The organism is Shewanella electrodiphila (genome assembly GCF_023283985.1).
Classification (GTDB): domain Bacteria; phylum Pseudomonadota; class Gammaproteobacteria; order Enterobacterales; family Shewanellaceae; genus Shewanella; species Shewanella electrodiphila.
In genome coordinates this window covers 46,897-64,580 of sequence record NZ_JAKIKU010000008.1, presented here as the reverse complement: position 1 = coordinate 64,580, position 17,684 = coordinate 46,897, and the positions used below count along the sequence as shown (strand labels likewise).

15 protein-coding genes are annotated in these 17,684 nt (G+C 41.0%); 8 read left to right on the top strand and 7 right to left on the bottom strand.

Annotated elements, in window-relative coordinates; all coding sequences use genetic code 11:
- Positions 1-45 precede the first annotated feature (45 nt).
- Positions 46-1,584, bottom strand: a complete 1,539-nt coding sequence (locus tag L2737_RS14935; protein WP_248956236.1) for a curlin — start codon at positions 1,582-1,584, stop codon at positions 46-48.
- A 658-nt stretch (positions 1,585-2,242) separates the two neighbouring features.
- On the opposite strand from L2737_RS14935, the gene L2737_RS14930 reads away from it, so the two are divergent.
- From L2737_RS14930 to katB, 4 genes are all read left to right on the top strand, one after another.
- Positions 2,243-4,744, top strand: a complete 2,502-nt coding sequence (locus L2737_RS14930; RefSeq protein ID WP_102527835.1) for a S8 family serine peptidase — start codon at positions 2,243-2,245, stop codon at positions 4,742-4,744.
- Between the two features lie 149 nt (positions 4,745-4,893).
- Positions 4,894-5,343, top strand: a complete 450-nt coding sequence (locus L2737_RS14925; protein ID WP_102527834.1) for a PaaI family thioesterase — start codon at positions 4,894-4,896, stop codon at positions 5,341-5,343.
- Positions 5,344-5,426: 83 nt separating this feature from the next.
- Positions 5,427-5,672 carry a YgjV family protein gene (locus L2737_RS14920; RefSeq protein ID WP_102527833.1) on the top strand — a complete coding sequence of 82 codons (246 nt, stop codon included), beginning with the start codon at positions 5,427-5,429 and terminating at the stop codon, positions 5,670-5,672.
- A gap of 353 nt (positions 5,673-6,025) precedes the next feature.
- Entirely contained in the window at positions 6,026-7,486 is a 1,461-nt protein-coding gene (katB, locus tag L2737_RS14915; protein ID WP_248956235.1) for a catalase KatB, read from the top strand.
- Between the two features lie 213 nt (positions 7,487-7,699).
- On the opposite strand, the gene L2737_RS14910 is transcribed toward katB, so the two are convergent.
- From L2737_RS14910 to yjjX, 5 genes are all read right to left on the bottom strand, one after another.
- Positions 7,700-8,887: a membrane dipeptidase gene (locus tag L2737_RS14910; RefSeq protein ID WP_248956234.1), complete on the bottom strand. Its 1,188-nt coding sequence runs from the start codon at positions 8,885-8,887 to the stop codon at positions 7,700-7,702.
- A gap of 41 nt (positions 8,888-8,928) precedes the next feature.
- On the bottom strand, positions 8,929-9,393 hold the full coding sequence (locus L2737_RS14905; RefSeq protein WP_371996625.1) for a SufE family protein: 465 nt from the start codon (positions 9,391-9,393) through the stop codon (positions 8,929-8,931).
- A gap of 103 nt (positions 9,394-9,496) precedes the next feature.
- On the bottom strand, positions 9,497-10,720 hold the full coding sequence (locus tag L2737_RS14900; RefSeq protein WP_248956233.1) for a cysteine desulfurase: 1,224 nt from the start codon (positions 10,718-10,720) through the stop codon (positions 9,497-9,499).
- A 121-nt stretch (positions 10,721-10,841) separates the two neighbouring features.
- Positions 10,842-11,882, bottom strand: a complete 1,041-nt coding sequence (locus tag L2737_RS14895; protein ID WP_248956232.1) for an NADP(H)-dependent aldo-keto reductase — start codon at positions 11,880-11,882, stop codon at positions 10,842-10,844.
- Positions 11,883-11,962: 80 nt separating this feature from the next.
- Positions 11,963-12,502, bottom strand: coding sequence for an inosine/xanthosine triphosphatase (gene yjjX / locus L2737_RS14890; RefSeq protein ID WP_102527842.1), 540 nt, complete (start codon positions 12,500-12,502; stop codon positions 11,963-11,965).
- A gap of 125 nt (positions 12,503-12,627) precedes the next feature.
- Here yjjX and L2737_RS14885 point away from each other — a divergent pair, with 125 nt between their 5' ends.
- The 3 genes from L2737_RS14885 to L2737_RS14875 all read left to right on the top strand — a co-directional run bounded on the left by L2737_RS14885 (position 12,628) and on the right by L2737_RS14875 (position 16,523).
- Entirely contained in the window at positions 12,628-13,413 is a 786-nt protein-coding gene (locus L2737_RS14885) for a ribonuclease H family protein (RefSeq protein ID WP_248956231.1), read from the top strand.
- Between the two features lie 320 nt (positions 13,414-13,733).
- Positions 13,734-15,026: a serine/threonine transporter gene (locus L2737_RS14880; RefSeq protein ID WP_248956230.1), complete on the top strand. Its 1,293-nt coding sequence runs from the start codon at positions 13,734-13,736 to the stop codon at positions 15,024-15,026.
- Positions 15,027-15,155: 129 nt separating this feature from the next.
- Positions 15,156-16,523 (top strand): L-serine ammonia-lyase, encoded by a 1,368-nt coding sequence (locus tag L2737_RS14875; protein ID WP_102527826.1) that lies wholly within the window; start codon positions 15,156-15,158, stop codon positions 16,521-16,523.
- A 118-nt stretch (positions 16,524-16,641) separates the two neighbouring features.
- Here the strand turns inward: L2737_RS14875 and L2737_RS14870 are convergent, their stop codons facing one another.
- Positions 16,642-17,103, bottom strand: a complete 462-nt coding sequence (locus tag L2737_RS14870; protein ID WP_248956229.1) for a GNAT family N-acetyltransferase — start codon at positions 17,101-17,103, stop codon at positions 16,642-16,644.
- A 107-nt stretch (positions 17,104-17,210) separates the two neighbouring features.
- On the opposite strand from L2737_RS14870, the gene L2737_RS14865 reads away from it, so the two are divergent.
- A complete protein-coding gene (locus tag L2737_RS14865; protein WP_248956228.1) occupies positions 17,211-17,558 on the top strand; it encodes a hypothetical protein in 348 nt (115 codons plus the stop codon).
- Positions 17,559-17,684 lie beyond the last annotated feature (126 nt).

Below are 17,684 nucleotides of genomic sequence, written 5' to 3'. Positions count from 1 at the left end.
AGCATATAGCTCCCTTTTTTGTTTTATGTTGTCAATACTCGAATATTAATTTTGATATACAGTCGCAGTATTGAAATCACCGGTTTGAGAAACATTAATCATGCCGTTTTCGCCGATTTGTGAGCCAATGACTAGGTTATCATTACCCATTTGCGAGATAGTTAAGTTATTGCTGTAACCATCGACTGAGAAGTAACCTTCATCACCGCCAATCCAGTTTCCGTCACCTTGTTGAGTAATATCAACGACGTGTTCATCGCCAAAAGCAACTACGTCAGTGAGGTTAAACTCACCGTCTTGAGCAATATCGATAACTTGAGCAATACCGATATTAGTCAAGCTCGCTTCGTTATCTGAACCTACTTGCTCAGTAGTCACTTCATTTTCAAATCCAATAGTATCTACATAAGCAAAGTTAGTATCGCCTGTCTGATCAACTGTCACCATATTGTCATCTAAATTAACAAACACTGCGACTTCATTGTTCATGCCTTCAGAGCTAACGCTGACCTCATTGCCAAAGCCATAAGTCCCTGATGCGACATAGTTTGATTCACCATCCTGTAATACTGTGACGGTATTTTCATCACCGCTGGTTTCAAATTCTGTTAAATTAGACATGCCAGCTTGATCGATATCGATGACATTGTCATTACCAGAAATGACAGCGATGTTAGCATCACCTACTTGGTTATCTGTACCATCTTGGTAGATATAGACTTCATTGCCATCGCCAGTTGCAAATTCAATCACAGCGCTGTTTACATCACCTGATTGGTCGATAACGATGTCGTTACTATTACCTGTAAGACTAGCCACAACCCCTGTATTAGCATAACCAGATTGATTGATTTCAATGTTATTGCTGTCGCCGTATACGCCAATGGCTGCACCAAAGTTTTCGTCACCTGATTGGTCAACGAATAAGACATTGTCATTACCTACATTGGCTGTACCACCCGGTGCGACAAGTCCTGCTTGGTTATTATTACCATCTTGAGTGATGACACCTTCGTTACCATTACCATCAACACGGAATACTGCTAAGTTAGCTGAACCATATTGTGTGGATTGCGTAAGGTTACTATCACCTACATGTTGAATGATGCTGTTGTTCTGAAATCCATCTTGCATAGTGTCAGCGATGTTTTCGTTACCGAGTGCAGTAGTTTCACTGGTATTCCAAAAACCTGATTGATTCACGGTCGCTTGGTTATCATTACCGGTAATAGCGACATTAGAAATATGCCAATCATCTACTTGGTTAGTCGTAACAAGATTCCCATCACCTGCAGAAGTTATATATGACTCTTGCCAATCACCAGATTGAACAACCTCAGCTATTTGATCATTTCCGTTTTGGGTGACTTCAGCCACATGGCGTGAACCTGATTGTGATACTGACGTATCCTGACCTAGGCCATTTTGCTCTACGGTTGATTGGTTATTAACAGCAGCTGCAACTTCTGCTGATTTTTCAACGGATGCAACACCAGGCAGTGATAATCCTGTAGCTGAAACGGGTAAAGCGAGGCTAGTAGCGATGGCGAGTGAGATTAACGATAACTTTGTTTGCGACTTCATTTGACGCTCCCTGTAAGGATATTGAGTGAGTTGATAGCTGTTTTACTATCTTTCAATATTGAAATTCGCCTTCTAAATACAAACAAATCAGGCTTAAAAAAAGCCAATGTTGATTATCTGATATTTGAAGGTGAGCAAGTAAATAAACTTGTTATTGACGTTCATCAATATGAATTAGCTAGGGCATTAATAATCAAAATATAAACCTAAGAAATTGCTTATTCGATATCTCTTTATCGGTTTAATTCTTTGCTGACGTATTTGATTACTAAACCGCATCCTTTAGCTGATTTGACAAGTTACAGAGTTAACTTACGGATTGAAGAGAGTTATCTCAATCGGAAGAATGGCTATATTTTTGAGGGTTTTTAACAAGAGAACTTTCGTACTACAAAATTTTAAGTTGTTGTTATATTTGGTTTTGTGTTGTTGTTTTTCGTTTGTAGGCGAATTGCTTACACTAATAGGATTAGTAGTTTATTACTATTTAAGGTTTAGCTACTTTTATTCTGCTTTCATTATGACAACAATCAAAAGGCTACAACAATTCCGGATTTCACTTCGTGGAAAACCAACTCGCTTAATAGGCTAATGGAAAAGCTACCAGTGTTGAGGTACCGGTTCTGGGAATTAATAATGGAATATAGGAAAGCCAGAAATGATAAAAACAATGACTCCAATTGCAATTGCAATTGCTTCTACTATGGCACTAAATGTTGCCCCTGCAATCGCTAAAAACAAAGTTGAATACAAGAAAGATCAAATTCTTGTGGTTTATAAAGATAATGTCACTAAATTTGAAAGACTTTCAGCACAGCGTTTAGTGAACGGTACGTTAACCGATAAGAATTTAGATGGTATTGATGATAAATTTCAACATTTATTATCAGGTCGTCTTGCAAAACTTGAGTTAAAAAGTGGCAGTGATTTAGATGCCGCGATTAAAATGATCAGTAAACACCCTGCGGTTAAATATGCTGAGCCTAACTACACATATAGAGCACTAGGAATGCCAGATGATCCTAGTTTTGTTGATATGTGGGGCTTACATAATACAGGCCAATCAGGAGGAACCTCTGGAGCTGACATTGATGCAGTGGCTGCTTGGGACATCACCACGGGCAGTAGTAACGTGGTGATTGGTGTGATTGATACTGGTGTTGACTATAACCATCCTGATCTCGTTGCCAATATGTGGGTAAACCCAGGTGAAATTGCAGGAAACGGCATTGATGACGATGGCAATGGCGTAATCGATGACATTCATGGCTATAACCCTACAACAGGTACTGGTGATCCTATGGACGGCAATGGCCATGGTACTCACGTTGCGGGCACTATAGGTGCGACTGGTAATAATGGTGTTGGTGTAGTGGGCGTTAACTGGGACGTCACTATGATTGGTTGTAAGTTCCTATCAGATGGTGGAACGGGGAGTACTGAAGACGCCATAGCGTGTATTGATTATTTTACTAACTTAAAAGTTAATCATGGTGTTGATGTTAAAGCGACAAACAACTCATGGGGTGGCGGTGGATTTAGCCAAGCACTTAAAGATTCCATTGAATCGGCAGGTGATCAAGGCATCTTATTTGTTGCTGCAGCGGGTAATGACGCCATAGATAATGATGTTAATCCACATTATCCATCAAGTTATGACTCAGATGTTGTACTTTCTATTGCGAGTACTGATAGAAATGATGCAATGTCGGACTTTTCACAATGGGGCCTTACAAGTGTTGATATGGGGGCGCCAGGCACATCGATTTTATCAACTTTCCCTAATGATAGTTATGGCACTATTTCAGGCACTTCTATGGCAACGCCACATGTCGCCGGGGCTGCAGCATTAGTTTGGTCTGTTGCACCTGATATTGGCGCTGTTGAAATGAAGCAGCTATTAATGGATTCAGGTGAAGTTAATGCTGGTTTAACGGGCTTAACTGTTGCAGGTACCCGATTGAATGTCGCAAATGCTTTAGATGCAGCAGATCCTGATCCTTCATTTAATTTATCAGCTTCGCCAAGTTCGCAGTCGGTAGAAGCGGGTAGTGCTGTTAGCTATGACTTCTCTGTTGGCAGTATCGCTGGTTGGGATGATCAAGTGAGTTTAACTGTATCGGCTTCTCCAGCGTTAGATGGTGTCAGTTTATCAACCGCCACCGCAATGGCTGGTGATAATTTTACCCTCGATGTGGCGACATTAGACGATGCTGCTTGGGGCAATTATGTATTGACCGTATCTGCCGATGACGGTATGACAGTCAAAGATAAAGCCGTTGCGTTGACAGTATATCCGGCTGGATTAAATGACTTTACTTACGGTAATGATACGCCAGTTGATATTTCAGACAATACCACTATCACAAGTACTATTGAAATCGCCGACCCTGTTCAAATCTTTGATTTAGCAGTTAATGTCGATATTTCACATACTTGGATCGGTGATCTAATCGTAACCTTAACCTCACCAAATGGTACAGAGGCAGTGTTACACGATCGTGCTGGCGGTAATACTGATGACTTAGTTCAGACTTGGAGTTTATCTGAGTTTGATGGTGAAGTTGCTGCTGGTACGTGGACCTTGTCGATTTCAGATAATGCAGGTGGCGATACCGGTGCACTTAATAGCTGGGGACTCGATATTTCTGCGCTAGGTGAAGCAGCACCAGCAGCGCCTCTGGCAAGTTTTGATTATGATGTTGATGGATTAATGGTGACTTTCACCAATACTAGTTCAGATATTAACGATGATATTGTCAGTTACGAGTGGGATTTTGGTGATGGCAATATGTCTTCAGATGTCTCTCCTGCTTATATGTATGCAGCTGGTGGAACGTATACTGTTTCTCTTGTTGTGACTGATAGCGAATCGCAGACTGATACTGTTTCTATGGATGTTGAAGTATTTGAATATTCAATTGATGCAGCAGTTACACGCACAATGAAGTCTCGCCGAGGTAGTGCGCTAGTAGATTTAACTTGGAGTGGTGCAGTGGGTGAAGATGTCGCTATCTATCGTGATGATGTCATGGTGTCTACAACGTCTAATGATGGTCGCTTCCGCGATCGTTTCACTGACGCCCCAGCAGAAGTGACTTATAAAATATGTGAAACAGAGTCTAGCTTATGCTCAGATCCTATTGTTGCAGTTTTTTAATGTTTCAATAATTCTATGTAAATAGAGTGAAAATGAAAGAAAGGGATGGCTTGCCATCCCTTTTTATATATAAGCATTTTTTGTAAATGCTTTGATATTAAAAGGCTAATCAGTAGACTAATGATAATTTATTACTTTGGATGGATGTCATGAGTATTTGGTTTAGAGAAGTTACATTAGAAGATTGTGCCAAAATGGATATCGGGATGCATGGAAAGGGCACCTTGATGAAAACACTAGGGATTAAAGTGACTGAAATTGGTGATGATTATATGGTGGCAACAATGCCTGCCGATCCTTCAGTACATAACCCTCTTGGTATTGTTCATGGTGGTGCCAATGTCGCACTTGCTGAAACTGTTGCCAGTTACGCAGCTAACTTTGTTGTCGACTTCGAAAACTTTTACTGTGTTGGTCAAGAAATCAATGCTAATCACTTAAAAGCATCGCGTAAAGGCGAATTAATTGCCACAACTAAGCCGGTACACATAGGCAAAAGAAGCTCAGTCTGGGAAGTGCTTATAACTAACAGCGCTGGTGAATTGTGTTGTATTTCGAGAATGACAGCAGCCGTAGTAGCACGTAAATCAACTAAATAAACATAACTGTCGAAACTTGAACCTGTGTGAATGATTAAAATTAACTACACTGACAATATGATGCTTTTAAAGAAGGATGATGAATGGAAGCTGCAACAATTTGGGAATGGGTAGGCTACCTCGCTTCTGTCGTGGTCGCGATTTCGTTGATGATGTCTAACATCAAAAAACTTCGCTGGTGGAATTTAATTGGTGCTGCACTATTTGTAGCCTATGGATTGGCTATTGACGCAATCCCTGTTGCCTTAGTTAACTTTTTTATTGTACTTATAGATGCATACTATTTAGTTAAACTATATCGTGAGCCGTCCAAGCCTGTAGACAATTAGAAAGGCTATAGGGTTACGCTGGTTAAATTATTATGCGGCTGCATTTTAAGAGATAACTTATTAAGTTACCAGCCTGTAAAGTATTGATACATAACTTACATTTATTGTTGTTTTAGATCAAACTCAGCTATTAAGTCGTACAATATTATAAAAAGAGTGATGCAATGCATCGCTCTTTTTTTATTTATTCAATCGTATTTATCAATCAATGTAATCAAATTTAATCGTTTTTGCATTTAGTCTTCGATTGGTATTATGAATTCAATGAAACACAGCCAGGAGAGATATCGTGGCAACAGTATTTGATTTAATTGAACAATGGTTACTAGCTGAATAATTTAAAGGTAAATAAAATGAACAATAACTACTTAACAAGCCAGAATGGCGCTCCAATTGCCGACGATCAAAACTCTCTGTCTGCCGGTGAACGCGGGCCGCTATTACTGCAAGATTGGCATTTAATTGAAAAGCTTGCTCATTTTAACCGCGAAAGGATCCCTGAGCGTATCGTACATGCAAAAGGTACAGGTGTTTACGGTAAATTTACCTTAACCAAAGATCTTAGTGATTACACCATTGCAGAACATTTTAACGGCGTAGGTAAAGAGACTGAGACGTTTATTCGTTTCTCTACAGTAGGTGGAGAAATGGGTAGCGCAGATGCTGAGCGTGATCCTCGTGGTTTTGGTCTGCGTTTTTATACTAAGCAGGGTAACCATGACATTGTTGGTAATAATACACCGACTTTCTTTTTAAGAGACGGGATCAAGTTCCCTGATTTCATTCATACTCAAAAGCGCAACCCGCAAACCAATTTAAAAGATCCTCAAGCGATGTGGGACTTCTGGTCATTAAACCCTGAAGCCATGCATCAAGTGACAATTTTAATGTCAGACCGTGGTATCCCAGCTAACTATCGTCAAATGCATGGTTACGGTTCGCATACATTCTCTTTCTGGAATGCAAAAGGTGAACGTTTCTGGGTTAAGTTCCATTTTAAATCACAGCAAGGTGTAGTGAATTTAACTGGTGAACAAGCCGACGTGCTAAAAGGCATTGATCCTGATTCATCACAGCGCGACATGGTTGCAGCCATTGCGGATAGTAATTTTCCTAAATGGACTGTGAAAGTGCAAATCATGCCTGAAGCGGAAGCGAATACGTATGCTATCAACCCATTTGATTTAACTAAAGTTTGGCCGCATTCTGATTACCCACTGATTGAAATTGGTGAACTTGAGTTAAACCGTATGCCAGAAAACTATTTTGCTGAAGTTGAGCAAGTTGCCCTAGCACCAAGTAACTTTGTACCAGGTGTGGGCGCATCGCCAGATAAAATGCTTCAAGCACGTTTGTTCTCGTATGCAGATGCTCAGCGTTACCGTATCGGGACTAACTACAATCAGTTACCTGTGAACTGTCCGCACGCAGCTAAAGCCAATCATCATCAACGTGCTGGTGCAATGGCTGGGACTCAATGTCCTTACAATGGCTCGCAAACCGGTGCTGATTCAAGCGCAAACTATGGCCCTAATACGGTAGATGGTGGTCTTAAAGATACGAGTCAATTTGCAGAGCCACCGTTAAGACTTGATGGCGAAGCTGACAGATATAGCCGTTACGACCAAGATGATTATACGCAAGCGGGTAACCTGTACCGTATTTTCAGTGAAGAAGAGAAGCAACGTTTAGTTGAAACTATTGCTGGAACGTTGAGTCAAGTGACTGCAGATGTACAACAGAAAATGGTTGCGCACTTTACTCAAGCAGACGCAGATTATGGTCAACGAGTTAACGCGCTTTTAGAGGCTTAAATATAAACACGCTTTTTTTGATGAAAGCGACTTTAAGCAAGACTAACTCGCTTTAGCTATATCAAAGTAAAAAATAGATAAAAAAGGAAGGCAAATGCCTTCCTTTTTTGTGTTTGTTAACTTGATTATTGCATAAGGTATTTGCTAAATAACGAGCGATTCTTATTGTTCTAAACTTTTATTTTTAAAAGTAAATGAAAACCGAAATTAGACTTATACCAAGACTTGATTTAACACTCTTTGCCAGTTGCCACCTAAGAAGCGGTCTCGATCGCTCGATTTATAGCGCGCTTTTGCTAACGCATCATCAATACGGCTCATTCTATCGATATTGTTGAGTTCAGGAATAACCACATGTTGCGGTAGACTTTCAAAGCCCAAGACATTCTTTTCAGCTAAACTTTGCCACCAAGCGTGATACTGTTTAACGCCTTCTGCATTGTTATTATCTAATGCTAATAAGTTCTCTTGACCTCGTAGAGGGTAATCATTGGCGATGGCTACAGCGTTTACGCCACCAATTCTGGCGACTCTATCAAGTTGACGAATGTAATCATCAAGAGTGGGTACAGGCTCATTTGTGAGCCAAAAACTCATCATGAATACCCCAAACACACCACCTGTATCGGCAATCGCTCGAATGACTTCATCGGGCGAACAGCGAGCGTTATTCACAATAGAGCGTACAGCGCCATGGCTTTGCACAATAGGCATGGTGCTGGCTTTTGCGGTATCAAGTGCTGTTTGAGGGCTTGAATGACTCACATCAATCAAAATATTACGTTGGTTTAGCGCACTAATTAATTGCTGGCCATCTGTTGTCAGCGGTTTATTTAATCCTTGAGTACCATCATTATCGAGCGCGCCGCCAGCAAAGCGGTTGCCATAATGGTGGGTGAGTTGTAGAACACGTAACCCGTGCTGATGGAATTCATTTAAATGCTGCCAATGCTCGCTGTTTTCGACTTCATTACCGTCAAAGCTATCATCTTCAACGCAATCAGCGCCTTGAATTTGAAAGTAAACTGCAGTGCGCTGCTCTTCTCGGGCAATGGCGATATCGCGACCACTTAAGCCCTGCATTAAAATCGTCGGGTTATCATTAACGATTTTTTCTGCCTTTTTAATACTGGCGATACAAGCTTTATAACTGCGCTTATAGTTGGTGGTACCATCTGCTTGGGTAATGGCTTCAATATCTGAAATATCGCAAATGTAGGCATCGAGTTTTGAGGCGCGGACATCATCAAGGTTTTCGGGTAAGAAACTGAGCCCATCGATATAAAGTCGTTTTTTGGATTGCGCAAGTACAGATGAGCTGTAAAGCGGGCATAGTAAAGAGGCTGCTGCTATGCCCTTTAATAGTGTTCGGCGGCTTTGGTTACAAGCGCTTATTGTCATGTGGTTTCCTTTTTAGACGCTTGTAATCATGGTTAACTTGATTATGTTGCGGCAAATTGCTTAATAGCATTGGCTAGTGCGGTTAACCCATTGGTACGAGATGGACTGAGTTGACCACTTAATCCTAATTGCGTGAAATACTGTTCTAAGTCGAAATTAGCAATTTCGCTGGTGGTCTTCCCATGGGTTGCACTTAGCAGTATAGCAATAAGACCCTTAACTATACGTGAATCGCTGTCGGCACAAAAAAAGTGTGCTGACTCAAGCTGATGGTGATACAACCAGGCTTGGCTTTCACAACCTTTCACCTGAGCCGCTTCTACTTTATAGGCTTCAGCTAATGGTGCAAGTACTTTACCTACCAACATGATCTGGCGATATTTATCTTGCCAATTCTTAGCATTTTCAATCGCAATAACCGCCAGTGAGACTTTCTCATCTAATGGTAAAAAAGCGCTTGCTGCAGGTTGTAAGATTGCGGTGTCAGATGTGCTATTTGTATTCAAGGAAAGCCTCTTAAATGGATCGTTTACTCATGGGTATTATTGGTGTCTTATTGCTGCAAACACAATTAATTACTTGATGACATAAATGCTATCTATTACTTGATTATAAGAGTAATGCTTTGACATTGACGAGTGCAGCAATGAATTGGTCAATATCCTGTTTACTGTTGTAAACCCCTATGGATGCTCGACAGCAACCTTTTATGGCCAAAAGCTCCATTAATGGCATCGCACAGTGATGCCCGCATCGAACTGCAATACCTTGCTGGTCTAGCAAGATACCCACATCTTGATGGTGTTCATTAGCAAGATTAAATGCAACAGCACCAGTATTATTAGCATTTGCGCCATATAAGGTGATGTCACCTAATTGTGTTAGTTGCTGTTGTAAATACTCCAGCAGAGATTGCTCATGTTGTCTGACTTGCGCTTTAGGTAGGCTATTGATAAAACTGATTGCAGCACCTAAACCGATGACTGCTGATATTGCAGGTGTTCCTGCTTCAAGTTTATTAGGCAAACTGCCAAATGTTGTACCCGTAAAGCTAACTGTTTTGATCATCTCGCCGCCGGTCAGCATAGGCACTAATTGATCAAGTTGAGCGAAACGGCCATAGAGGATGCCTACGCCCGTTGGGCCATACATTTTATGACCTGAGAATACATAAAAATCGCAATCAATTTGTTGTACATCTATATCAAAATGAGCAATGGCTTGTGCGCCGTCAACCAATGTTATGGCACCTGCTGATTTTGCTTTTTGTACTAAGGTTGCTACATCGTTGACAGTGCCTAAGGCATTAGTGACATGACTTAATGCGACAAGCTTAGGCGAGAGGGTTAATAGTTGCTCAAAAGCGCAATGATCTATTGATAAATTGTCATTCAGTGGAATGGGCTTTATTGTCGCGCCTGTGCGTTTAGCGAGTTCTTGCCAAGGCACAATATTGGCGTGATGCGCAGCGCTATCCACCAAAATAATATCATTTGCGCTAATTTGCTGACTTATACCATAAGCAACCATGTTGATTGACTCAGTGGTGCCGTGAGTAAAAATGATCTCTTCAGCTTTAGCGCTATTGATAAAACTTTTTACTTGTTCGCGTACGGTTTCATAATGCTTCGTCGCACGGGCGGATAACTGATGAGCAGCGCGATGAACATTGGCATTATCGAATTGATAGTAGTGATTGATAGCATCGATGACTGATTGTGGCTTTTGACTGGTAGCTGCGGTATCTAAATAGCACAGAGGGCTTTCGTCCAATTGCTGGGCTAATGTAGGAAATTGGGCTCTTATCGCATCATGTTCAAACGCTATTGTCATTGCAGGCTCATTATTAATGAAATATCACACAGGGCATTAACCCAAAAAAAGAAAAGCGTCACGATCTTCATAGAAAGTGACGCTTAATGCAAGTATACAATAGCTTTAACTGGCTTTTAGCTTATGGACAGGGCATACGATAAAGGTTCGATAGCTGGTTTATTCTTGCTAGCAATTCAGGTGTCAGACTGACATCAAGGCTATCTATGTTTTCTTTAAGTTGCTCAAGGTTGGTTGCGCCAATAATATTTGAAGCCACAAACCGTCTTGAATTGACGAAAGCCAATGACATTTGTGTTGGGCTTAAATGAAATTCACGAGCTAAGTCGACGTAAGCTTGGGTTGCCTCGAGTGCCATTGGCGTCGCGTTATATCTCGCAAAGCGTTTAAAGACGGTTAACCTTGCTTGTTCTGGCCATTGGTTATTTTCATATTTACCTGTTAAGGCACCAAATGCGAGTGGAGAGTAGGCTAGTAATGGCAGTTCTTCACGATGACTGATTTCAGACATACCTAATTCAAAGCTACGATTAAGCAAGTTGTAAGGGTTTTGCACACTGACAATACGCGGTAAGCCATGTTTTTCAGCTAAACGTAGGTATTGCATTAATCCCCACGGGGTTTCATTGGATACACCTATGTAGCGCACTTTTCCTTGACGAATAACTTCAGCTAATGCTTCAAGAGTTTCTAAAATAGGGGTTTGCTGCTCATCATCTAAGTGGTCATATAAAAACTCACCGAAAAAATTACAGTGTCTGTCAGGCCAGTGCAATTGATATAAATCGATAGTGTCGACTTGCAGGCGTGCGAGTGAGGCATCGACAGCCTGATGAATATTAACCCAATCTAGTGCCATGTTAGGGCGAATAAAGTCACTTTTAGGCCCTGCCGCTGACACTTTAGTGGCGATGACTAAATTGTCACGGTTATCACGCTGTGAAAGATAATGCCCAATGATGCGCTCAGTTTCACCCTGTTTGTCAGCATTAGGAGGCACGGGATACATTTCAGCAGTATCAATAAAGTTAACGCCGCGATTAATGGCGTAATCCATTTGTTCAAAAGCGTCACTTTGGGAGTTTTGTTCTCCCCACGTCATGGTGCCTAAACATATCTTGCTAACATCAAGGCTAGAATGCGGAATGCGTTGATATTCCATTTATATCTCCTATGGAATGCAGTTAGTTTGACGTTAGCAATGTTTGCCAATAAAAAAAAGTGACGAATGAGGGCAAAGCGTTAATTGCTGAATATATCAGCATTGATAAAAGGTGCCATGGCCAGAATAATGGCTTGAGTATAGATACTCTCACGGGTGGCCAGTCCTTGTGTGAGTAAGCCAATGGCGCCGCCTTTTTGTTTAATGTTGTTGGTATTAAACAACCTATCCATGACGTGTCCCAACTCTTCACCTTGTTCGAGTGCCTGGTACACTTTAAGTGGTAGTGGCAACAAAGCACTTCGGCCAACAGACAACTGCTGCTTATGCAAAATGGCCATATAGGCAAATGTGGCAGGTCCGTGATCAAAATTATCTACACCACCTTCCATGGCAATATAAAAATCTGCATCTTGCTGTTGCGCCTGACAATATTGGGCTCGGTTTATTGCGCCTAGTTTTGTATCTGCCTCAGTCATGGGTTGATCTGCGACTAAAGATGGCGCATGTATACCCTGACATATGATGTTGTGATCTGGAAAATATTGACTAAAAGCCACTTTAGCCGCGTTAACTTTAACTGGGTTTTTCGAGCCGACGGAAATAATGAGTTGCTTCATAGTGGTTTCAATTTCTAGATGAGTAGGTTCAGACATAGTTTTTTGTTTGGTGAGTTATTTTTAATAGCGCCATAAGATACACTGGGCACATTAAGCATATTACCTGATTTATATAGAGAGTCATCATGGCAAAGAAGTTTTATGTGGTATGGGCAGGCCGAGAAACGGGCGTGTTTACCAGTTGGGATTACACTAAAAAGCAGGTAGATAAATTCCCCCAAGCGAAATACAAGTCCTTTCCTACAGAGGCACAGGCGAAAGCGGCATTTGCGGCATCACCGGCTAGCAGTATGGGTAAAGCAACAGCAAAAGCGGGCTCGGCTAGTAATAACAAGCCTGTAAAAAGTAATGCTGTGGAATCGATCAAAACTAAACAGGTCGATCTAAGTACTCACGATACCATCGTATTTACCGATGGCGGCTGTGAGCCAAACCCAGGTAAAGCAGGTTCTGGTATGGCGGTTTATCGTCAAGGCCAAATCAGCGAGTTATGGTATGGGCTATATAATGCCAACGGCACCAACAACAGCGCAGAGCTAAATGCTTTATATCAAGCGTTGTTAGTCGCTGAGAAAAGCATTAATGCACAACAAAGCGTTAAGGTGATGAGTGACTCACAGTATTCAATTAACTGTATTACCAACTGGGCTTACGGCTGGAAGTCAAAAGGTTGGAAACGCAAAGTCGCTGGAGATATTGCTAATTTGGAGGTGATCCAACAAGCCCATGAATTATATGATCGCATAAAAGATAACATGTCTATTGCTCACGTGGCAGCGCATATCGGTATTGAAGGTAATGAGCTTGCCGATCGCATGTCAATTTACGCCATCGATAAGAAGAATCCGGATTTTACCCTCTATGATAAGCCGATTGAGTTAAGTGCCATTTTAGCGCTTAGAACGGGTTAACCTTTTAAGGATATACATTCTCAATAATATTTATTTCAACTGTATTATCCTACTTATAAAAAATCACTTAATTTGGCTGTAGTGTACATAAAACAAGAGTTACAGCTATTTTAGGTGTTGCTTTATTAGTGCTTTTGTTAATGTTTATATTAAGCATTGTTAATGACTTTGCTATCTGATCGTACCAGTTGACTATCTTGCTCGCAAAATGCTTATTATTTTTTGGAAGTCGAGCTAAAAAATGACCTAGATCATATTTCGCTATTTAGAATTCTATATTCTTCGCCGTGAAATTAGTTACCTCATTTAAGGTCATTTTTATGCAAAGAGATTCAATCAATGCGCAGGATGTTGCAGTTGCAGCTCAAGAAGAGCAAACCCCAGTAAAAGGCTGGTCACGCCAAGACACTACTTGGATGCTTAGTTTGTTTGGTACCGCTGTTGGTGCAGGTATTTTATTTTTACCGATAAATGCTGGTATGGGTGGGTTTTGGCCATTAGTGTTAATGGCAATCATCATCGGCCCTATGACTTACCTCGCTCATCGTGGTTTATCTCGCTTCGTTTGTTCTTCTAAAAACCCTGGTAGTGATATCACTCAAGTGGTTGAAGAGCATTTTGGTGTCAGTGCAGGTAAAGCCATTACTGTCCTGTATTTCTTTGCTATTTTCCCTATTGTGCTTATTTATGGTGTTGGTATCACTAACACGGTAGATAGCTTCATCGTAAACCAGCTTGGTTTTGCTTCACCTCCACGCATTATTTTATCTGCAGTACTGATTATTGGCATGATGTCAGTAATGGTTGCGGGTGAAAAATTCATGTTGAAAGTGACCCAGTTCTTAGTTTATCCGCTTGTGGCTATTCTTGCATTTATGTCTTTCTACCTGATCCCTGATTGGAAATTAGATGCATTACAAGTTGTGCCTTCTGCTGGTGAATTCCTTGGTACTGTGTGGTTAACTATTCCAGTACTGGTGTTTGCATTTAACCATTCACCTGCTATTTCACAGTTCTCAGTGTCACTTAAACGTGAACATGGTGACAATGCAGCCAAAAAAGCCGACGTGATTTTACGTAACACGTCAATGATGCTTGTTGGTTTCGTCATGCTCTTCGTATTCTCTTGTGTATTGTCTTTGAGCCCTGAACAACTTGCTGAAGCAAAAAGTGAAAACTTAGCTATTTTGTCTTACTTAGCCAATGTTCATTCAAGCGGCTTTGTTAGCTACTTCGGTCCTATCATTGCATTCATTGCGATTATCTCTTCTTTCTTTGGTCATTACTTAGGTGCGACTGAAGGCTTAAAAGGTATGATCACTAAGCAATTACGTAGCAGTAATAAAGAAGTATCTGATGCAAAATTGAATAAATTCATCTTAGGCTTCATGTTCTTCAGCATTTGGATTGTTGCGGTAATTAACCCTAGCATTCTAGGCATGATTGAAGCGTTAGGTGGTCCAATTATTGCGGCAATTCTTTACCTAATGCCAATGTATGCTGTGCATAAAGTGCCTGCTTTGAAAGCGTATCGTGGTCGTATCAGCAACGTATTTGTTGTGATTGCAGGTCTGTTAGCAATGACGGCAATTCTATTTGGTTTAATGAGCTAATCGCTTTTAATCAACTGTATTAAGCCGTTCATTTTACTTGTGAGTGGTTATTCGAGGAGTGCAATCTGTGCTCCTCTTTTTCTTGTTTTAAGCTGTGCTGCTTTGCCAGTAGAGCATTGAGGTTTATTTATGTTTAGTGCATTTGAAATCTTTAAGATTGGTATTGGTCCTTCTAGTTCTCATACCGTTGGGCCGATGAAAGCGGCGAATTGTTTTATTAATGATTTAATCGAGCAAGGTCAACTAACACAAATCACTAAGTTTACCGTTGATGTTTACGGCTCATTGTCTTTAACTGGTAAAGGTCATCATACTGATATTGCTATTATTATGGGACTTGCTGGTAATGAACCTGAAACGGTAGAAATTGAAAGCATTGAACCTTTTATTGCACAGGTAGAGAAAACCCAAGAAATCATTATTGGTGATGCCATTCACCACGTTGATTTTCCACATGATGCATTAATATTCCACCCTGATACTTTGCCATTGCATGAAAATGGCATGAAGCTACATGCATGGAGTGGTGATAAGTGTGTTTATAGCAACACCTACTATTCTATTGGTGGCGGCTTTATTGTTGAAGAAAAAGACTTTAACCAAAGTCATTCTAATGGTGTTGAAGTGCCGTTTCACTTTAACTTTGCTGATGAGCTTGTTGCTCATTGTCAGCAGTCTGGATTAAGCATCAGCGGCTTGATGAAGCAAAATGAATTATGTTTTCGCAGCGAAGAAAACATGTATTCAGGCTTTAGTTTAGTGTGGAAAACCATGCAAGATGCCATTGAAAAGGGCTGTAATACTGAAGGCGTTTTAGCTGGACCTTTGAAAGTATCACGTCGCGCTCCTGCATTACATCGAGAGTTACTTCGCAGTGAAAAAGTGAGCAATGACCCGATGGAAATCATCGACTGGGTTAATTTATTTGCATTAGCGGTCAGTGAAGAAAATGCGGCTGGTGGCAGGGTTGTGACCTCACCGACCAATGGTGCTGCTGGGATCATTCCTGCGGTACTGGCTTACTACAACAAGTTTATCCAAAAAGTTGGACCCAAAGAATGCAGCCGTTACTTTTTAGCCGCTGCTGCAGTAGGCTCGCTTTATAAACGCAATGCATCGATTTCTGGCGCTGAAGTTGGTTGTCAAGGCGAAGTGGGCGTTGCATGTTCAATGGCTGCAGCTGGTTTAGCTGAACTGATGGGCGGCTCACCTGCACAAGTGTGTATGGCTGCCGAAATTGGTATGGAGCATAACTTGGGGCTAACTTGCGATCCGGTTGCAGGCCAAGTTCAAGTACCTTGTATTGAACGTAATGCTATTGCATCTGTTAAAGCGATAAACTCATCGCGTATGGCGCTTCGTCGTAATTCAGAACCGAGAGTGAGCTTAGACAAGGTGATTGCTACCATGTATGAAACTGGTAAAGATATGCATGTTAAATATCGTGAAACCAGCCAAGGCGGCTTAGCGATTAAAGTGGTTAATTTGTGTGCGTAAATGTGTGCCGTTTTATCTGCTTCGTTTAGTGTTCTAAATAATAAAAAGGCTTTCAAATGAAAGCCTTTTTTGTTTACGAGATTGTCCACTTCATTGCGTTATTTCTATTCGCTGTACGTTATGCCTTTGAGCCTTCAGCAAGCTCTTCGTACATCAGGTAGTGGCTTTGCTCCATACCTAATGATTCATAGGTTTTCTGCGCAGCTAGATTATCGTGCTCCACATATAATCTGAAACTTGCTGCGCCACCCATTTCAGCAGCCTTGGTTTTTACAGTTTGATAAAGCTTGGCATAGATCCCTTGGCGACGATTTTGTGGACGAATATAAACACTCTGAATCCAACAGTAATTAGTTGCGCGCCAGTCACTCCACTCAAGTGTCACCATTAAAGAACCTGCAATTTCTCCCTCTATTTCGGCCACTAAATAGAAACCCTTTTCAGGGCTGTTAAGCATAGTGTCAACGCCCTTGGTAAGCAGTGCATTGTCTAATGACAAGTTTTCTGTCTCCATTGCCATGGCTTGGTTAAATTCAACTAATGCTGCTAAATCTGATAGTTGGCCTTTTCTTATTTTCATTGTGGCTCCTTGATGCGAAAGAGTTGCATATTTTTACGACATTTTTATTCGACTAAAGTCTAAGCTGCTATGCTTAATACTCATCTTGTATGGTTTGAGAGAATGCTATGAATAAATCAAAATATCAATTCAGAGTATACCGCTACTTTGCGCATCCTAATCGTATTAGTTACGCCATTAACGAGCAATTGCAGGCTTCATATCTTGCAGCTACTCCTAATTCACAGCCGGTAATTAACCATGTGCTGCACTTTACATTGACCTTAATGACTTTTGGGTTATGGGCCATTGTGTGGTGGTGGCTAATATTAAAAGCGCGTGGGGAGCAAAATAATCTTTTTGCTGGCTTTGATGATGACTATTGGAGTTACTTGATTGAAAGAGAGCGCCCACCTGCGGCGCTTTATCCTATAAAAGTAGGAAAAGAGCGAGTTGAGTGTATTTTCGAGGCTTAATGCTATTTATTAAACTTTAGCGATGCGTAAGATGATATAGATCACCCATCTGATTGTAATTGTCGTGCTAGTATGCCGCGCCGATTCTGCTGATTATTGCCATAAATCAACTCAATATGCCGTTCG

Excerpts from the sequence above, each read along its gene's own strand:
- L2737_RS14935 (WP_248956236.1), bottom strand. The coding sequence starts at position 1,584 with ATGAAGTCGCAAACAAAGTTATCGTTAATCTCACTCGCCATCGCTACT.
- L2737_RS14930 (WP_102527835.1), top strand. The coding sequence starts at position 2,243 with ATGATAAAAACAATGACTCCAATTGCAATTGCAATTGCTTCTACTATG.
- L2737_RS14925 (WP_102527834.1), top strand. The coding sequence starts at position 4,894 with ATGAGTATTTGGTTTAGAGAAGTTACATTAGAAGATTGTGCCAAAATG.
- L2737_RS14920 (WP_102527833.1), top strand. The coding sequence starts at position 5,427 with ATGGAAGCTGCAACAATTTGGGAATGGGTAGGCTACCTCGCTTCTGTC.
- katB (WP_248956235.1), top strand. The coding sequence starts at position 6,026 with ATGAACAATAACTACTTAACAAGCCAGAATGGCGCTCCAATTGCCGAC.
- L2737_RS14910 (WP_248956234.1), bottom strand. The coding sequence starts at position 8,887 with ATGACAATAAGCGCTTGTAACCAAAGCCGCCGAACACTATTAAAGGGC.
- L2737_RS14900 (WP_248956233.1), bottom strand. The coding sequence starts at position 10,720 with ATGACAATAGCGTTTGAACATGATGCGATAAGAGCCCAATTTCCTACA.
- L2737_RS14895 (WP_248956232.1), bottom strand. The coding sequence starts at position 11,882 with ATGGAATATCAACGCATTCCGCATTCTAGCCTTGATGTTAGCAAGATA.
- yjjX (WP_102527842.1), bottom strand. The coding sequence starts at position 12,502 with ATGAAGCAACTCATTATTTCCGTCGGCTCGAAAAACCCAGTTAAAGTT.
- L2737_RS14885 (WP_248956231.1), top strand. The coding sequence starts at position 12,628 with ATGGCAAAGAAGTTTTATGTGGTATGGGCAGGCCGAGAAACGGGCGTG.
- L2737_RS14880 (WP_248956230.1), top strand. The coding sequence starts at position 13,734 with ATGCAAAGAGATTCAATCAATGCGCAGGATGTTGCAGTTGCAGCTCAA.
- L2737_RS14875 (WP_102527826.1), top strand. The coding sequence starts at position 15,156 with ATGTTTAGTGCATTTGAAATCTTTAAGATTGGTATTGGTCCTTCTAGT.
- L2737_RS14870 (WP_248956229.1), bottom strand. The coding sequence starts at position 17,103 with ATGAAAATAAGAAAAGGCCAACTATCAGATTTAGCAGCATTAGTTGAA.
- L2737_RS14865 (WP_248956228.1), top strand. The coding sequence starts at position 17,211 with ATGAATAAATCAAAATATCAATTCAGAGTATACCGCTACTTTGCGCAT.